Raw genomic sequence first — 14,565 nt, 5'->3', positions numbered from 1 at the left:
GGTCAGCCCAGTCGCGGGATCTCGATCGCCGGGCAGCGGTCCATCACCATCTCCAGGCCCGCGGCCCGGGTCCGCTCGTACGCGGCCTCGTCGATCACGCCGAGCTGGAACCAGACGGCCCCGGCGCCCTTCGCGACCGCCTCGTCGGCGACCGGTCCGGCCAGTTCGCTGTTGACGAAGACGTCGACGACGTCCACGTCGAAGGGGATGTCCGCGAGGGAGGCGTACCCCCGCTCGCCGTGCACCGTCTCCGCCTTGGGATGCACCGGCACGACGCGCTTGCCGAAGCGCCGCAGGACTTCGGCGACGCCGTACGCCGCGCGCTCCCGGTTGGACGAGAGACCCACCACGGCCCAGGTGTCGCCGAGCTCGGTGAGGATCTTGCGGACGGTTGCCTCGTCGCCGTACACCGGCGGCCTCCTTGTACTCCTGGACGACTCGCGTGTCGCGTCCTCCGGTCGGGACAACGGACGGCGCCGCGCGGAGATTCCCCGCGCGGCGGGGGAAGGCGGCGAGCGCGCCCCCTGTGCGCAGGCGCCCCGTCCCGCCTACGCTCGCCCCGTGCTGCGCATCATCGACGCCCGGACCTCAGAGCCCGCCCCCGCCGCCCCCGCCCGACGGGGGCCGACCCGTGTCGAGGCGCACGCGCCGGTCCGTGACACGACCGGACTGCGCGTGCTGCTCGTCGCCGACCTCCTGGTCCGCGCCCTGGAACTCGACGGCACGCCCACGTGGGCACTGCTGGCCGGTGCGAACGAGTGGGCGGGGCTGCGTGCGGACGCCGCGGCCCTCGGCATCCGGCCCTTCGAGGACGGCGCGGCCGGCACCGGTCCTGGCGCGGGCCAGGCCGTGCACGTCGTGCGCGAGGGCACGGTCGCGCCGGACGGGACGACGGTCGCCGTCGCCCCCGTGGACGCGGCCGGACAGGCGGCCACCGTCCACCCCGACGCCCTGCGTCTCGCCCTGCTGGAGTGGCACCACCACGCGCGCGTGGAGCTCGACGAGGCCGTGCTGGACGACGCCCGGGACACGCTCGCGCGCTGGCGCCGCGCGGTCGCCGCCTGGGCGCGGCAGCCGTCGCGTCCCGTCCCGGGTGAGGTACGCGACCAGCTGCGCGCCGCCTGGGAGGGCGACCTGGACGCCCCCGCGGTGCTGCGGGTCCTGCGCCGGGTGGAGACGGACGCGGACCTTCCGGACGGAGCCCGGTTCGAGACCTACGCCTACGCCGACCGGTTCCTCGGCCTGCACCTCGCCCGGGACATCGGGGCCCCGGCGTGATCGCGCGCCCGGGGTCGGGCCCGCTGCGCCGCCTGGTCGTCCTGCGGCACGCCAAGTCGGCGCGCCCCGAAGGAGTCGCCGACCACGACCGTCCGCTCGCCGGGCGCGGTCGCCGCGACGCCCCCGCCGCCGGACGGGCCCTGGCCCAGTCCGACCGGCTGCCCGACCTCGCCCTGTCCTCCACCGCCCTACGCGCCCGGCAGACCTGGGAACTTGCCTCCGCCCAGTGGGGCACGCCGCCGCCCGTGCACTACGACGCGCGCCTGTACGCGGCCGGCGTACCGGACCTCCTTGAGGCGGTGCGCGAGGTGCCCGCCGACATCGAGACGCTGCTCCTGGTGGGCCACAATCCCGGCCTGGAGGAGCTCGTCCTCGCGCTGGCCGGGGACGCCCTCGACGACACGCTGGACCGGGTCCGCGCGAAGTACCCCACGTCGGCGATCGCCGTACTGGACTGGCACGGCACCACCTGGCGGGCCCTCGCACCCGGCGCGGCCCTGCTGACCGCGATGACCGTGCCGAGGGGCGTGCCGCGGTGAGCGCATAGGCTGGCCGGATGCAGGACGAGTACCGCACGGTCGCCCGCGCGGGTGTGCACGAAACCGAGATCAACCGCTCCCGCTTCCTGTGCGCCCTCGCCCCGGCCGCCACCGAGCAGGAGGCCCAGGCGTTCGTCGCGGCCGTACGCAAGGAGCACGCGGACGCCAGCCACAACTGCTGGGCGTACGTCATCGGAGCCGACGCCGCCGTACAGAAGGCCAGCGACGACGGCGAGCCCGGCGGCACCGCCGGCGTCCCGATGCTCCAGATGCTGCTGCGCCGCGACATGCGCTACGTCGTCGCCGTCGTCACCCGCTACTACGGCGGCGTCAAGCTCGGCGCGGGCGGACTCATCCGCGCCTACGGCGGCGCGGTCGGCGAGGCCCTGGACGACCTCGGCACGCTCACCCGCCGCCGGTTCCGCCTGGCCACGGTCACCGTCGACCACCAGCGGGCCGGCAAGCTCCAGAACGACCTGCGCACGGCGGGACGCGCGGTGCGCGACGTGCGGTACGCCGAGGCCGTCACCATCGAGATCGGGCTGCCGGAGGCCGACGTGGACACGTTCCGTTCCTGGCTCGCGGACGCCACCGCCGGGTCGGCCGGGTTGGAACTGGGCGGCGAGGCGTACGGGGACGCGTGACAGGGCGGCAAAAAGGGCGTAACGACGCTTAGGGGGCGGGGTCGACGGGCGAAACGGGAGTAACCACCCGGGCTGTCGGACCCTGCCGTTAGTCTCGGGGATCATGCGACTGCTGCACACTTCCGACTGGCATCTCGGCCGGGCGTTCCACCGGGTGAACATGCTCGGCGCCCAGGCCGGGTTCATCGGCCACCTCGTCGAGACCGTGCGCGCGCACGGCGTCGACGCCGTGGTCGTGTCGGGGGACGTGTACGACCGGGCGGTGCCGCCGCTCGCCGCCGTCGAGCTGTTCGACGACGCCCTGCACCGCCTCGCGGACCTCGGTGTGCCGACGGTGATGATCTCCGGGAACCATGACTCGGCCCGCCGCCTGGGTGTGGGCGCCGGACTCATCGACCGGGCCGGCATCCACCTGCGCACCGACCCGGCGGGATGCGGGACCCCGGTCGTGCTGGAGGACGCGCACGGTGAAGTGGCCTTCTACGGGTTGCCGTATCTCGAACCGGCACTGGTGAGGACCGAGTTCGGGGTCGAGAAGGCGGGCCACGAGGCCGTGCTCGCCGCCGCCATGGACCGGGTCCGCGCCGACCTCGCCACGCGCGCGCGGGGAACGCGTTCCGTCGTCCTCGCGCACGCCTTCGTCACCGGCGGCGAGCAGAGCGACAGCGAACGGGACATCACCGTCGGTGGCGTGGCCGCCGTGCCCTCCGGTGTCTTCGACGGCGTCGACTACGTGGCGCTCGGGCACCTGCACGGCTGCCAGACCCTCACCGAGCGCGTCCGCTACTCCGGCTCCCCGCTGCCGTACTCCTTCTCGGAGCACCGGCACCGCAAGAGCATGTGGCTCGTCGACCTGGACGCCGACGGCTCGGTCACCGCCGAGCGGGTCGACTGCCCGGTGCCACGCGACCTGGCCCGGCTGCGCGGCACCCTGGAGGAACTGCTCGCCGACCCCGGGCTGACCCCGCACGAGGAGGCGTGGGTCGAGGCGACCCTCACCGACCGGGTCCGTCCGGCCGACCCCATGGCCCGGCTCACCGACCGCTTCCCGCACACGCTGAGCCTCCTCTTCGACCCCGAGCGGGCCCCGGACGACCCGGCCGTGTCCTACGCCCGGCGCCTCGCCGGCCGCAGCGACCAGCAGATCGCGGAGGACTTCGTGACGCACGTGCGCGGCGCCGGACCCGACGACCACGAGCAGACCGTGCTGCGGGACGCCTTCGACGCGGTGCGCGCGGACGAGACCCTGCGGGAGGTGGCCCGGTGAGGCTGCACCGGCTGGACGTCACCGCCTTCGGGCCCTTCGGCGGATCGCAGGGGGTCGACTTCGACGACCTGTCGGCGGCCGGCCTCTTCCTGCTGCACGGACCCACCGGCGCCGGCAAGACCTCCGTCCTCGACGCCGTCTGCTACGCGCTGTACGGTTCGGTGCCCGGCGCCCGTCAGAGCGGCCAGGGCATGAGCCTGCGCAGCGACCACGCCGACGTCCGTACACGCACGGAAGTGCGCCTCGAACTCACCGTCGCCGGACGCCGGCTGGAGGTCACCCGGCAGCCGCCCTGGGAGCGCCCGAAGCTGCGCGGCAAGGGCACCACCGTCGACAAGGCCCAGTCCTGGCTGCGCGAGTACGACGCGGGCGCCGGGACCTGGAAGGACCTGAGCCGCTCCCACCAGGAGATCGGCGAGGAGATCACCCAGCTGCTCGGCATGAGCCGCGAGCAGTTCTGCCAGGTCGTGCTGTTGCCCCAGGGCGACTTCGCGCGCTTCCTGCGCGCCGACGCGGAGGCACGCGGCAAGCTCCTCGGCCGGCTCTTCGACACCCGGCGCTTCGCCGAGGTCGAGAAACGCCTCGCCGAGCGGCGCCGTACCACCGAGGCGCAGGTGCGCGAGGGGGACGCCACGCTGCTGGCCGACGCTCACCGGATGCAGCAGGCCGCCGGCGACACGATGGAACTGCCGGAGCTGGCGCCGGGCGAGCCGGGCCTCGCCGACGCCGTCCTCACAGCCGCCGCCGTCGCCCGCAGCACGGCCCGCGAGTTGCTGGCCGTCGCCGACTGCCGGCTCACGGCCACCGAGTCCGCCCAGGCCGCCGCCGAACGCGACCTGGCCGACGCACGCGAACTGGACCGGCTGCAGCGCCGGTTCGCCGAGGCGGGGGAGCGGTCCGCACGGCTGGCCGAGCGGGCCGACGCCCACCGCGCCGCGCAGGAACGCATGGAGCGCGCCCGCAAGGCCGAAGCGGTGGGCCCCGCACTGGAGTTGCGGGACGCCGCCGACGCCGAACACCGGCGGGCGGCGGCCTCGGAGGCAAGCGCGCGCGCTCTGCTGCCCCAGGACCTCGCGGACGCCGGTGCCGCGGGACTCGCCGCCGCCGCCCGCCGGGCCGCCGAGGAACTGGGCGGGCTGGACTCGGCCCGCCGGGCCGAACAGCGCCTCGCCGAACTGGTCGCAGAGCGGATTCGACTGGACCGGCAGGAGCGCGCCGACGAGGACGTCCTGCACGAGGCGGAGACCTGGCTCGCCGACTGGGAGGCCACGCGCACCGGACTGCAGGCCGGCGTCGACTCCGCGCAGGAAGCGGCGACCCGCGCCGAACAGCTCGCCGTACAGCGCGACCCGGCACAGCGGCGGCTGAACGCGGCCCGGCAACGCGACCAGTACGCCGCCGACACGGAAGAGACCCAGCGGCACGCCCTCGCTTCGGCCGAACACGCCGTCGAGGCCCGCGCCCACTGGCTCGACCTCAAGGAACAGCGGCTGAACGGCATCGCCGCCGAACTCGCCGAAGGCCTCACCGAAGGCGCACCGTGCGCCGTGTGCGGCGCCACCGAACACCCCGCCCCGGCACGCAGGATCGCGGGGCACGTCGACCGCGAGGCGGAGGAGCGCGCCCTCGCCGCCTACCAGGACGCCGACGAGCGGCGCGCCGACGCCGAACGGCGCCTGGGCACCGTACGGGAGGCACTCGCCGCCGCCACCGCGGAGGCCGGGGACGCGCCCACCGCCCGGCTGGCCGAAGAGGCCGAGGAGCTGGAACGGCGGTACGCGCGAGCGCGGGCGAGCGCGTCCGGACTGCACGCCGCGCAGGAGGGGCTGCGCCGGGCGGAGCACGAGCGGGAGCAGCGGATCGCCGCCCAGCAGCAGGCCGCCGTCCGGGCCGCCTCCCGGGTCGGCAACCGGGAACGGCTGGAGAACGAACGGGCCGCACTGGAAGAGGAGTTGACGCGAGCCCGCGGCAACGCCGACAGCGTGGCCGCGCGGGCCACGCAGCTGGAACGCCGGGCCACGCGGCTGACGGAGGCCGCCGACACCGCCCGGGTCGCCGAGGACACGGCCCAGCGGCTCAAGGACGCCGACGCCCGCCTCGCCGACGCCGCCTTCCGCGCCGGCTTCCACACCCCCCGGGACGCGGCCGCCGCGCTGCTCGACGACGCCGCCCACCGTGAGCTGCAACGCCGGCTCGACGCATGGGACCTGGAGGAGGCGGCCGTCCGCGCGGTCCTCACCGAGGCCGACACCGCCGCCGCGGCCCAGCAGCCGCCCGCCGACCTCGCCGCGGCGGAACACACCGCCGCTGCCGCGGGCCGGCGCCTGCGCGACGCCTCCTCGGCCCGCGACGCCGCCGCCCGCCGCTGCGCCGAACTGGACCGGCTGTCCGCCCACGCCACCACCTCCGTGCGCCGGCTCGCGCCGCTGCGTGAGGAACACGGCCGAGTCGCCCGCCTCGCCTCCCTCGCGGCCGGCACCTCCGCGGACAACGAACGCCGGATGCGCCTGGAGTCGTACGTGCTGGCGGCCCGCCTCGAACAGGTCGCCGCCGCGGCGACCGCGCGGCTCCAGCGCATGTCCTCCGGCCGCTACACCCTCGTCCACTCCGACGACCGCACCGGGCGCGGTCGCAGCGGCCTCGGCCTGCACGTGGTCGACGCCTGGACCGGCCGCGAGCGCGACACGGCCACGCTGTCCGGCGGTGAGACGTTCTTCGCCTCGCTCGCCCTCGCGCTCGGCCTCGCCGACGTCGTCACGGACGAGGCAGGCGGCGTCCGCCTGGACACCCTCTTCATCGACGAGGGCTTCGGCAGCCTGGACGACCAGACCCTCGACGAGGTCCTGGACGTCCTCGACTCACTGCGCGAGCGGGACCGCAGCGTCGGCATCGTCAGCCATGTCGCCGACCTGCGGCGGCGGATACACGCCCAACTGGAGGTCGTGAAGGGGCGGTCCGGGTCGGTGCTGCGGCAGCGGGGTACCGGCTGAGCGGCCGGGGGGCCTCAGCGGCCCAGCGGCCGGCGGGGGAGCGGTGAGGAGTAGACGACGCTCGTGGTGACCGAGCCCAGCGCGCTGATCCGGCCCGACACCTCCTCCAGGTGCCGCATCGACCGGGCCGCGACCTTGATGACGAAGCAGTCGTCCCCCGTGACGTGGTGCGCCTCCAGGATCTCGGGAGTGACGGCGACCAGATCGTGGAACGGCTTGTAGTTGGCGACCGGATAGCGCAGCCGCACGAAGGCCAGGATCGGCAGCCCCAGCCGTTCGGGGTCGACGACCGCCGCGTACCCTTGGACGACCCCTGCCTCCTCCAGCCGCCGCACCCGCTCGGTCACCGCGCTCGCGGACATCGAGACCGCACGGGCCAACTCGGCGAAACTGGCCCGCCCGTTGCGCTGGAGGGCGTCGAGGATGAGCCAGTCGGTGGCGTCCGGGGAATACTCGGTCATCCGGCATGAGTAGCAGGGAATCCCCGGCCCAGCAAGGGACAGGCCAGGAGTTCTGCCTTCTGGGGAGGTGCTCGCGGACCTTAGATTGCTGGCCAGGAGATCCACCAGGAGATCCAATTGAGGAGAGGCCGCGCCCATGAACACCGCCGCCGTCAACCCCGTCCTGAGCACCGCCCCCGCGCCGCCCGCCGAGGCCGCCGCGTACTTCCGGGCGAGCCTCGCCTTCCACGCCGACGTCTCCGACGTAGCCGCCGCGCTCGCCGCCGACGGCGACCCGGGGTTCGTCCTCGTGGACTGCCGTTCCACCGAGTCCTGGGACCAGGGCCACGTCCCCGGCGCCGTCCACCTGCCCACCGCGCTCATGTCCGAGCAGGCCGGCCGACTCCTCGACCCGGCGGTGCCGGTGGTGACGTACTGCTGGGGCCCCGGCTGCAACGGTGCGACCCGCGCCGCCCTCGCCCTCGCCGAACTCGGCTACCGGGTCAAGGAGATGCTCGGCGGCTACGAGTACTGGGTGCGCGAGGGCTTCGCGCACGAGACCCGGCAGGGCACCGAGCGCCGCGCCGCCGACCCCCTGACCGCCCCGGCGGACGCGGGCGACTGCGGCTGCTGAGCGGCGTGTAGGTTCTGCGGCATGGTGCGATACGCGGAGCCGGGCGCGGTGGAGTGGGTGGAGTCGGGCGGCGGTCCGCTCATCGCGGTCCCGGAGACGGTCCTGCCGTTCTGGACCGGTGCCGACGGCGAGGAGACGGACTCCGACTACGACCGGGCCTGCGAGGTCGACGGCCACGTCGGACTCCTCCCGGTCGGCGACTGCGCGGCCCTGGTGCTCGGCGACGAACCCGCCTCCACCGCCTATCTGCCCGACCACGGCACCTTCGTCCGCTGGTGCGCCGCGGACTCCGAGGACGAGGTGCTGGCCGGCGTCCCCGCCGCCCTCGACGCGGCCGAGTGGGAGCCCGAGGTGTCCTGGCAGGTGCCCGGCCCCGTGCTCCTCTTCGACGCGGCCTGGCCCGGCACCGCCTGCGACCGTGCCGACCACGTGCGGGTCGCCCTGGATCCCGGCCGGTACGCGGTGCGTGCGGCCGAGGTGCGCCCCGGGCCGGAGACCTGGCTGAACGTCGTACAACTGCGTCGACTCGCGGACCGTTGACCACGGCGGTCGGCGGACCGTTGACCACCGCGGTCAGGGTGCTGTTAACCGCCGCGGTCGGCGGGCCGTCGGCTACGGCGGTTATCGGGCCGTCGGCCACGGCGGTCGGCGGGCTGTTGGCCACCGCGGCTAGCGGGCCGTTGGGCACGGGGTCGGCGGGCCGTTGGCTACGGCGGTTATCGGGCCGTCAGCCACGGCGGTGGGCGGGCCGTTGGCCACGGGGTCGGCGTGGCGTTAACCACCGCCGGTCGGCGGGCCGTCAGCCACCGCGGTCATCGGGCAGTCAGCCACCGCGGTCGGCGTGCCGTCAGTCACCGCGGTCGGTGGACCGTCAGCCACCGCGTTTATCGGGCTGCGTCGTCGCGGCGGGCCAGCCATGATGGGTGCCCATGCCACGACTTCCGCAGCCCGCCCCCGAAGACCTCCGCCGTGACCCCCTGCCCCTGCGCGGCCGGACCGCGCTCGTCACCGGAGCCAGCCGGCGCGGCGGCATCGGCCACGCGGTGGCCCGGCGGCTCGCCGCGTACGGGGCGAGCGTCCACCTGCACCACCACGTCCCGCACGACGCCACCATGCCCTGGGGCGCCGACCGGCCCGAGGACGTGGTCGCCTCCGTGCGCGCGGCGCTCGGCGACCCGGACGCCACCGTGACGGCCGGCCCCGGCGACCTCACCGACCCCGCCGCACCCGGCGAACTGGTCGCCACCGCCGCCGAAGCGCTGGGCGGGCGACTGGACATCCTCGTCGCCAACCACGCCCTCAGCGGCTCCGACGGCACCCTCGATACGATCGACGCCGCCATGCTCGACGCGCACTGGCAGGTCGACACCCGCTCCGTACTGCTGCTCGTCCAGGCCCACGCCCGGCTGCGCGCCGCACTGCCGCCCCGCACACCCGGCGGACGCGTCGTGATGATGACTTCCGGCCAGGACATCGCCGGCGGCATGCCCGGCGAGATCGCCTACGCCCTGCAGAAGGGCGCGCTCGCCTCCATCACGCGCTCACTGTCGACGACCCTCGCCGAACACGCGGTCACCGTCAACGCGGTCAACCCCGGGCCCGTGGACACCGACTACATGACCGGCGAGGACTACGACGCCATCGCCGCGCTCTTCCCCGCCGGGCGGTGGGGCATGCCCGACGACCCGGCCCGCCTCGTCGCGTGGCTCGCCACGGACGAGGCGGAGTGGGTCACCGGTCAGGTCGTCGACTCGGAGGGCGGGTTCAGGCGGTGAGCGGCCCGGCTCAGAGCTGGGACAGCTCGTCCACCAGGTCGTCCAGGCCCAGGGAGCCCTGGGAGAGGGCCGCCATGTGCCAGGCCTTCGGGTCGAACGCGTCACCGTGCCGCTTGCGGGCGTTCTCCCGGCCCAGCAGCCACGCCCGCTCACCGAGCTTGTAGCCGATCGCCTGGCCCGGGATCGTCAGGTACCGGGTCAGCTCGCTCTCCACGAAGTCAGCCGGACGGCTGCTGTGCGCGCCGAAGAACTCCTGCGCCAGCTCCGGCGTCCAGCGCTCGCCCGGGCGGAACGGGGAGTCGGCCGGGATCTCCAGCTCCAGGTGCATGCCGATGTCCACGATGACCCGGGCGGCCCGCATCATCTGCGCGTCCAGGTAGCCGAGCCGCTGCTCCGCGTCCGTGAGGAAGCCCAGCTCGTCCATCAGCCGCTCCGCGTACAGGGCCCAGCCCTCGGCGTTGGCGCTGACCATGCCGACCGAGGCCTGGTAGCGGGAGAGGTCCTCGGCCACGTGCGCCCACTGGGCGAGCTGGAGGTGGTGACCGGGAACGCCCTCGTGGTACCAGGTGGAGACCAGGTCGTAGACCGGGAACCGGGTCAGGCCCATCGTCGGCAGCCAGGTCCGGCCGGGGCGCGAGAAGTCCTCCGACGGCGGCGTGTAGTACGGGGCCGCCGCGCTGCCGGGCGGGGCGATCCGCGACTCCACCTTCCGCACCCGCTCGGCGAGTTCGAAGTGGGTGCCGTCCAGCGTCTCGATCGCCTGGTCCATCAGGCCCTGCAACCAGTCGCGGACCTCGTCGACGCCCTCGATGTGCTTGCCGTGCTCGTCCAGGTGCGCCAGCGCCACCCACGGCGTCCCGGCGCCCGGCAGGATCTTCTCCGCCTCCTGCTTCATCTCGGCGAGCAGGCGGTGGTACTCGGCCCAGCCGTACGCGTACGCCTCGTCCAGGTCCAGGTCCGTGCCGTTGTAGTAGCGCGACCAGCGGGCGTAGCGCTCGCGGCCGACCGTGTCCGGGGCGCCCTCGATCGCCGGCGCGTACACGTCGCGCATCCAGTCCCGCAGCTCCACCACGGCCGCGGTCGCGGCCCGGGCCGCCTCGTCCAGCTCGGCGCGCAGCGCGTCGGGGCCGGCCGAGGCGAAGTCCTCGAACCAGCCGCGTCCCTCACCCGTGTCCGCCCACTCGCCGAGCTGTTCGACGAAGGTGGCGGTCGGGCGCGGGGACGCGTACAGCTTGCGCTCCAGACCGAGGGCCAGGGACTCGCGGTAACCCCCGAGCGCCACGGGCACCGCGCGCAGCCGCTCGGCGATCCGCGCCCAGTCCTCGTCCGTCTGCGTCGGCGTCACCGTGAAGACCTCGCGCACCGAATGCGCGGCGGTACCCATGTTGCCGACCGAGCGCAGGCCCTCCTCGGCCTCGTGCACGGCGAGTTCGGCGGTGAGGCGCTCGCGCAGCAGCCGGGCGCAGCGCCGCTCCACGTCGCTGTCCCCGCCGGGCCGGCGCTCCGCCTCGTCCAGCCGGGCGAGCGTGGCCCGCGCCAGTTCCGCGAGGGCCTCCTGGCCCGCGGGCGAGAAGTCGGGCAGGCGGCTGGAACTCTCCTGCACGCCGAGGAACGTACCGGTGACCGGGTCGAGGGCGATGAGCTCGTCGACGTAGGCGTCGGCGACCTCGCGGGGCAGCGGGCTCTTGGTCTCTGACATGCGGACATCCTCATACGGATACCGGTGCCGCGTCAGCCCGCTTTGCCCGGCCCGGTACCGCGGGCGGCCGGATTTCGCTCAGGGCGTGTCCGTGGGTGCGGCGGGCGGCAGCAGGGGGCCGCACTCCCACTGCTGGAAGATCAGCCGCGTCTCGACACGGGCCACCTCCGGCCGCGAGGTGAAACCGTCCAGCACCAGCCGCTGCAGATCCGTCATGTCCGCGACCGCGACATGGACCAGGTAGTCGTCCGGGCCGGTGAGGTGGAAGACGGTGCGCGACTCCGGAAGCGCCCGGATCCGCTCCACGAACGGGCCGACCAGTTCCCGCCGGTGCGGGCGCACCTGAACCGACAGCAGCGCCTGGAGCCCGCGCCCCAGCCTGGCCGGGTCCAGTTCGAGCCGATGGCCGAGGATCACCCCGGCACGCCGTAGCCGGGTCACCCGGTCCAGACAGGTCGACGGGGCGACTCCGACCTGGGCGGCGAGATCGCGGTAGGTGGTCCGGGCGTCGTTCTGCAGCAGCCGCAGCAGATGAAGATCCACCGGATCCAGTACGACAGATTCGGCCATCTGTCGAACGTAGCACGGTCAGTGGTCCCCGTGGCCCGGTCGGTGTTCACTCTTCGGTCCATGGACTCTGCGCGCATGCACACGTCACCATCCGACGACGTACGCACCACCGCTCCCACGGGCAGGGCACTGGCCACCGAGGCCGTGCACGCCGGCCGCGACGATCTCGCCGGCCGGGGGCTGCACGCCCCGCCCATCGACCTGTCCACGACCTACCCGTCGTACGACAGCCGCGGCGAGGCCGCCCGCATCGACGCGTTCGCCACCACCGGCGCCGACCCGGAGGGCCCGCCGGTCTACGGCCGTCTCGGCAACCCCACCGTCGCCCGCTTCGAAACGGCGCTGGCCCGGCTGGAGGGCACCGAGGCCGCGGTCGCCTTCGCCAGCGGCATGGCCGCGCTGAGCGCCGTCCTGCTGGTCCGCGGCTCGATGGGGCTGCGGCACGTCGTGGCCGTACGGCCCCTGTACGGCTGCAGCGACCACCTGCTCACCGCCGGACTGCTCGGATCCGAGGTCACCTGGACCGACCCGGCGGGCATCGCGGACGCGTTGCGCCCCGACACCGGACTGGTGCTCGTGGAGTCACCGGCCAACCCCACGCTGGCCGAGGTGGATCTGCGGGCCGTCGCCCACGCCTGCGGATCGGTGCCGTTGCTCGTGGACAACACCTTCGCCACGCCCGTGCTGCAGCGCCCCGCCGAATGGGGCGCGCGCCTGGTGCTGCACAGCGCCACCAAGTACCTCGGCGGGCACGGGGACGTGCTGGCCGGTGTGGTGGCCTGCGACGAGGAGTTCGCGGGACGGCTGCGGCAGGTCCGCTTCGCCACGGGCGGTGTACTGCACCCGCTGGCCGGCTACCTCCTGCTGCGCGGTCTGTCGACCCTGCCCGTGCGGGTGCGGGCCGCCTCCGCGAACGCCGCCGCGCTCGTCCAGCGCCTCGCCGCCGACCCGCGCGTGGCCCGCGTCCACTATCCGCGCGTCGGCGGCGCGATGGTCTCCTTCGAGGTCCACGGCGATCCGCACGAGGTCATCGGCCGCGTCCGGCTGATCACCCCGGCGGTGAGCCTCGGCAGCGTCGACACGCTCATCCAGCACCCGGCGTCCATCAGCCACCGCATCGTCGACGCCGACGACCGCCGGGAGGCCGGGGTGAGCGACCGGCTGCTGCGGCTGTCCGTCGGCCTGGAGGACGTCGACGACCTGTGGGCCGACCTGGACCAGGCGCTGGGGGAGCGGGCGGCCGAGGCGATCCCGCTGCGGGAGGCGCTGTCGCGGGCCGAGTGACCGCGCGGCACCGCCCGCCGGCTCACTCCTTGCCGATCCGCTCCCCGTGCGGCAGCCGCGCCGCCGCCCGGGCCGCCGGGTCCAGGCGGGCCGTGATGACGAGGGTCCCCTCCTCGATCTGGTAGTCGAGGGGGAGGCCCAGGCCGCGCATCGCGGCGACCATGCCGGTGTTGGACGCCTGCGTCACGGCGTACACGCTCTCGCAGCTCGTCTCCGCCGCCATCGCCACGAGCCGGCCGAGGAGTTCGCCGCCGACGCCACGGCGCTGCCACCCGTCCTCGACCAGCAGCGCGACCTCCGTCTCGTCCCCGTCCCACAGCAGGTGTCCCAGCCCGACGATCCGCCCCGAGGCGGTCTGCACGGCGAGGGTGCGGCCGTGGCGCGGGCTGAGGAGATGGTGGAGATACCGGTCGGCGTCGCCGACCGGGCCGTGGTACCGCATCCCGAGCGTCCGCGCCGAGCACCGCTCGTGCATCGTCTTCGCCGCCGGAACGTCACGCGTGTCGGCCCGGCGGACCGTGATGTCGTGCCCCTCGGGCAGCGTCAGCACGTCCCGGCTGCGCGGAATGCGCGGGCCGAGCCGGGCGTCCAGCTCGACCAGCGCCCGGGCCCGGGCGAACTCCGCCGGGGTGAACGGCAGATACGGCCGCTCCACGCTGATCATCCCGCCCTCCGGCGCGCGCAGCCGCAGCACGGTGTCCTCCAGCGCGCCTTCCGGCGGCACGTCGTCCGCCGCGTGCCCGCCGACAGCCGCGGGCAGCGACCGGATGGTGCACCGGCCCAGCAACTGCCTGAGCGCCAGCGGGAGTTCCGCCGCGTCCAGCGCCGTACGAGCGGCCAGCCCCAGCACCCGGGTCGGGGCGTCCACCAGATCGTGGGCGTCCGCCCGCTCGGTCCAGGTGTGTGCACCGCCCGCCGCCGACACCACGTCGGCCAGCTCGGAGCCCGTCAACTCACCCGGGGCACGGAGCAGGAACTCGTCCACCGTGCCCTCGGCCAGCGGGTGCGTCTGCAGGCTCACGATGTCGACCCGCCGGTCGGCGAGGGCCGAGCACAGCACGGCCAGCGACCCCGGCGCGTCCCGCACGGTCGTCCGCATCCGCCACAGCGCGCTGTCGCCCGCATCGGCCTCGGAACCGGCTGCCGACCCGGATCCAGAGCCGGCCTCTGCTCCCGCCCCCGGCGCTGCCCCGTCGCCCGGCCCGGCCTGCCGCCCCGTGGACGGCGGCCGGGCGCCGGTATCGTCCGTCGGCGGGGCGTGCCCGTGGCGGCGTGTCCACCAGGTGTGGAAGCCCGCCGTGGCGATCAGGGTGGCCACCGAGGCCAGCAGCATGGCGGGTACCACGGGCCCGTGCTGGAAGAGGCGCGTCACGGCGTCCGTCACGTCAGACATGTCTCGACTCATGCACCCACTGTGAAGGAACGGTGTTGCGTGATCACGAACG

Annotated in this window: 14 protein-coding genes; 9 read left to right on the top strand and 5 right to left on the bottom strand. The window is 74.7% G+C overall.

Annotation, left to right across the window (positions count from 1 at the left end):
• Positions 1-2 precede the first annotated feature (2 nt).
• On the bottom strand, positions 3-410 hold the full coding sequence (locus ACFCZF_RS23480; RefSeq protein WP_376673321.1) for a CoA-binding protein: 408 nt from the start codon (positions 408-410) through the stop codon (positions 3-5).
• A gap of 151 nt (positions 411-561) precedes the next feature.
• Between ACFCZF_RS23480 and ACFCZF_RS23475 the strand changes: the two genes are divergently transcribed.
• From ACFCZF_RS23475 to ACFCZF_RS23455, 5 genes are all read left to right on the top strand, one after another.
• A complete protein-coding gene (locus ACFCZF_RS23475; RefSeq protein WP_376673320.1) occupies positions 562-1,278 on the top strand; it encodes a hypothetical protein in 717 nt (238 codons plus the stop codon).
• The gene (locus ACFCZF_RS23470; RefSeq protein ID WP_376673319.1) at positions 1,275-1,817 is read left to right on the top strand and encodes a histidine phosphatase family protein; all 543 of its coding nucleotides are present in this window, start codon (positions 1,275-1,277) and stop codon (positions 1,815-1,817) included. Before ACFCZF_RS23475 ends, ACFCZF_RS23470 begins: the two co-directional genes overlap by 4 nt.
• A 17-nt stretch (positions 1,818-1,834) precedes the next feature.
• Positions 1,835-2,461 carry a YigZ family protein gene (locus tag ACFCZF_RS23465; protein WP_376673318.1) on the top strand — a complete coding sequence of 209 codons (627 nt, stop codon included), beginning with the start codon at positions 1,835-1,837 and terminating at the stop codon, positions 2,459-2,461.
• A 103-nt stretch (positions 2,462-2,564) separates the two neighbouring features.
• Positions 2,565-3,728, top strand: coding sequence for an exonuclease SbcCD subunit D (locus tag ACFCZF_RS23460; protein WP_376673317.1), 1,164 nt, complete (start codon positions 2,565-2,567; stop codon positions 3,726-3,728).
• The gene (locus tag ACFCZF_RS23455) at positions 3,725-6,718 is read left to right on the top strand and encodes an AAA family ATPase (protein ID WP_376673316.1); all 2,994 of its coding nucleotides are present in this window, start codon (positions 3,725-3,727) and stop codon (positions 6,716-6,718) included. The genes ACFCZF_RS23460 and ACFCZF_RS23455 overlap by 4 nt, the downstream gene beginning before the upstream one ends.
• 14 nt (positions 6,719-6,732) lie before the next feature.
• On the opposite strand, the gene ACFCZF_RS23450 is transcribed toward ACFCZF_RS23455, so the two are convergent.
• A complete protein-coding gene (locus tag ACFCZF_RS23450; protein ID WP_375905542.1) occupies positions 6,733-7,179 on the bottom strand; it encodes an Lrp/AsnC family transcriptional regulator in 447 nt (148 codons plus the stop codon).
• Positions 7,180-7,315: 136 nt separating this feature from the next.
• On the opposite strand from ACFCZF_RS23450, the gene ACFCZF_RS23445 reads away from it, so the two are divergent.
• The 3 genes from ACFCZF_RS23445 (at position 7,316) to ACFCZF_RS23435 (ending at position 9,567) form a co-directional block, all read left to right on the top strand.
• Positions 7,316-7,792, top strand: coding sequence for a rhodanese-like domain-containing protein (locus ACFCZF_RS23445; RefSeq protein ID WP_376673315.1), 477 nt, complete (start codon positions 7,316-7,318; stop codon positions 7,790-7,792).
• Between the two features lie 21 nt (positions 7,793-7,813).
• Positions 7,814-8,332: an immunity 21 family protein gene (locus tag ACFCZF_RS23440; RefSeq protein ID WP_376673314.1), complete on the top strand. Its 519-nt coding sequence runs from the start codon at positions 7,814-7,816 to the stop codon at positions 8,330-8,332.
• 389 nt (positions 8,333-8,721) lie between these two features.
• Positions 8,722-9,567 carry an SDR family oxidoreductase gene (locus ACFCZF_RS23435; RefSeq protein ID WP_376673313.1) on the top strand — a complete coding sequence of 282 codons (846 nt, stop codon included), beginning with the start codon at positions 8,722-8,724 and terminating at the stop codon, positions 9,565-9,567.
• 10 nt (positions 9,568-9,577) lie between these two features.
• Here ACFCZF_RS23435 and ACFCZF_RS23430 read toward each other — a convergent pair whose 3' ends face one another.
• Positions 9,578-11,266: a DUF885 domain-containing protein gene (locus ACFCZF_RS23430; RefSeq protein ID WP_376673312.1), complete on the bottom strand. Its 1,689-nt coding sequence runs from the start codon at positions 11,264-11,266 to the stop codon at positions 9,578-9,580.
• 78 nt (positions 11,267-11,344) lie between these two features.
• Positions 11,345-11,836 (bottom strand): Lrp/AsnC family transcriptional regulator, encoded by a 492-nt coding sequence (locus ACFCZF_RS23425; RefSeq protein ID WP_376673311.1) that lies wholly within the window; start codon positions 11,834-11,836, stop codon positions 11,345-11,347.
• A gap of 60 nt (positions 11,837-11,896) precedes the next feature.
• On the opposite strand from ACFCZF_RS23425, the gene ACFCZF_RS23420 reads away from it, so the two are divergent.
• On the top strand, positions 11,897-13,120 hold the full coding sequence (locus ACFCZF_RS23420) for a trans-sulfuration enzyme family protein (RefSeq protein WP_376673310.1): 1,224 nt from the start codon (positions 11,897-11,899) through the stop codon (positions 13,118-13,120).
• Positions 13,121-13,142: 22 nt separating this feature from the next.
• Here ACFCZF_RS23420 and ACFCZF_RS23415 read toward each other — a convergent pair whose 3' ends face one another.
• Positions 13,143-14,513, bottom strand: coding sequence for a GNAT family N-acetyltransferase (locus tag ACFCZF_RS23415; RefSeq protein WP_376673309.1), 1,371 nt, complete (start codon positions 14,511-14,513; stop codon positions 13,143-13,145).
• Between the last annotated feature and the right edge of the window lie 52 nt (positions 14,514-14,565).

This window comes from Streptomyces sp. NPDC056296, assembly GCF_042268605.1.
Taxonomy (GTDB): Bacteria; Actinomycetota; Actinomycetes; order Streptomycetales; family Streptomycetaceae; genus Streptomyces.
The sequence above is the reverse complement of the archived record's forward strand: the minus strand, read 5'-3'. Positions and strand labels throughout refer to the sequence as shown.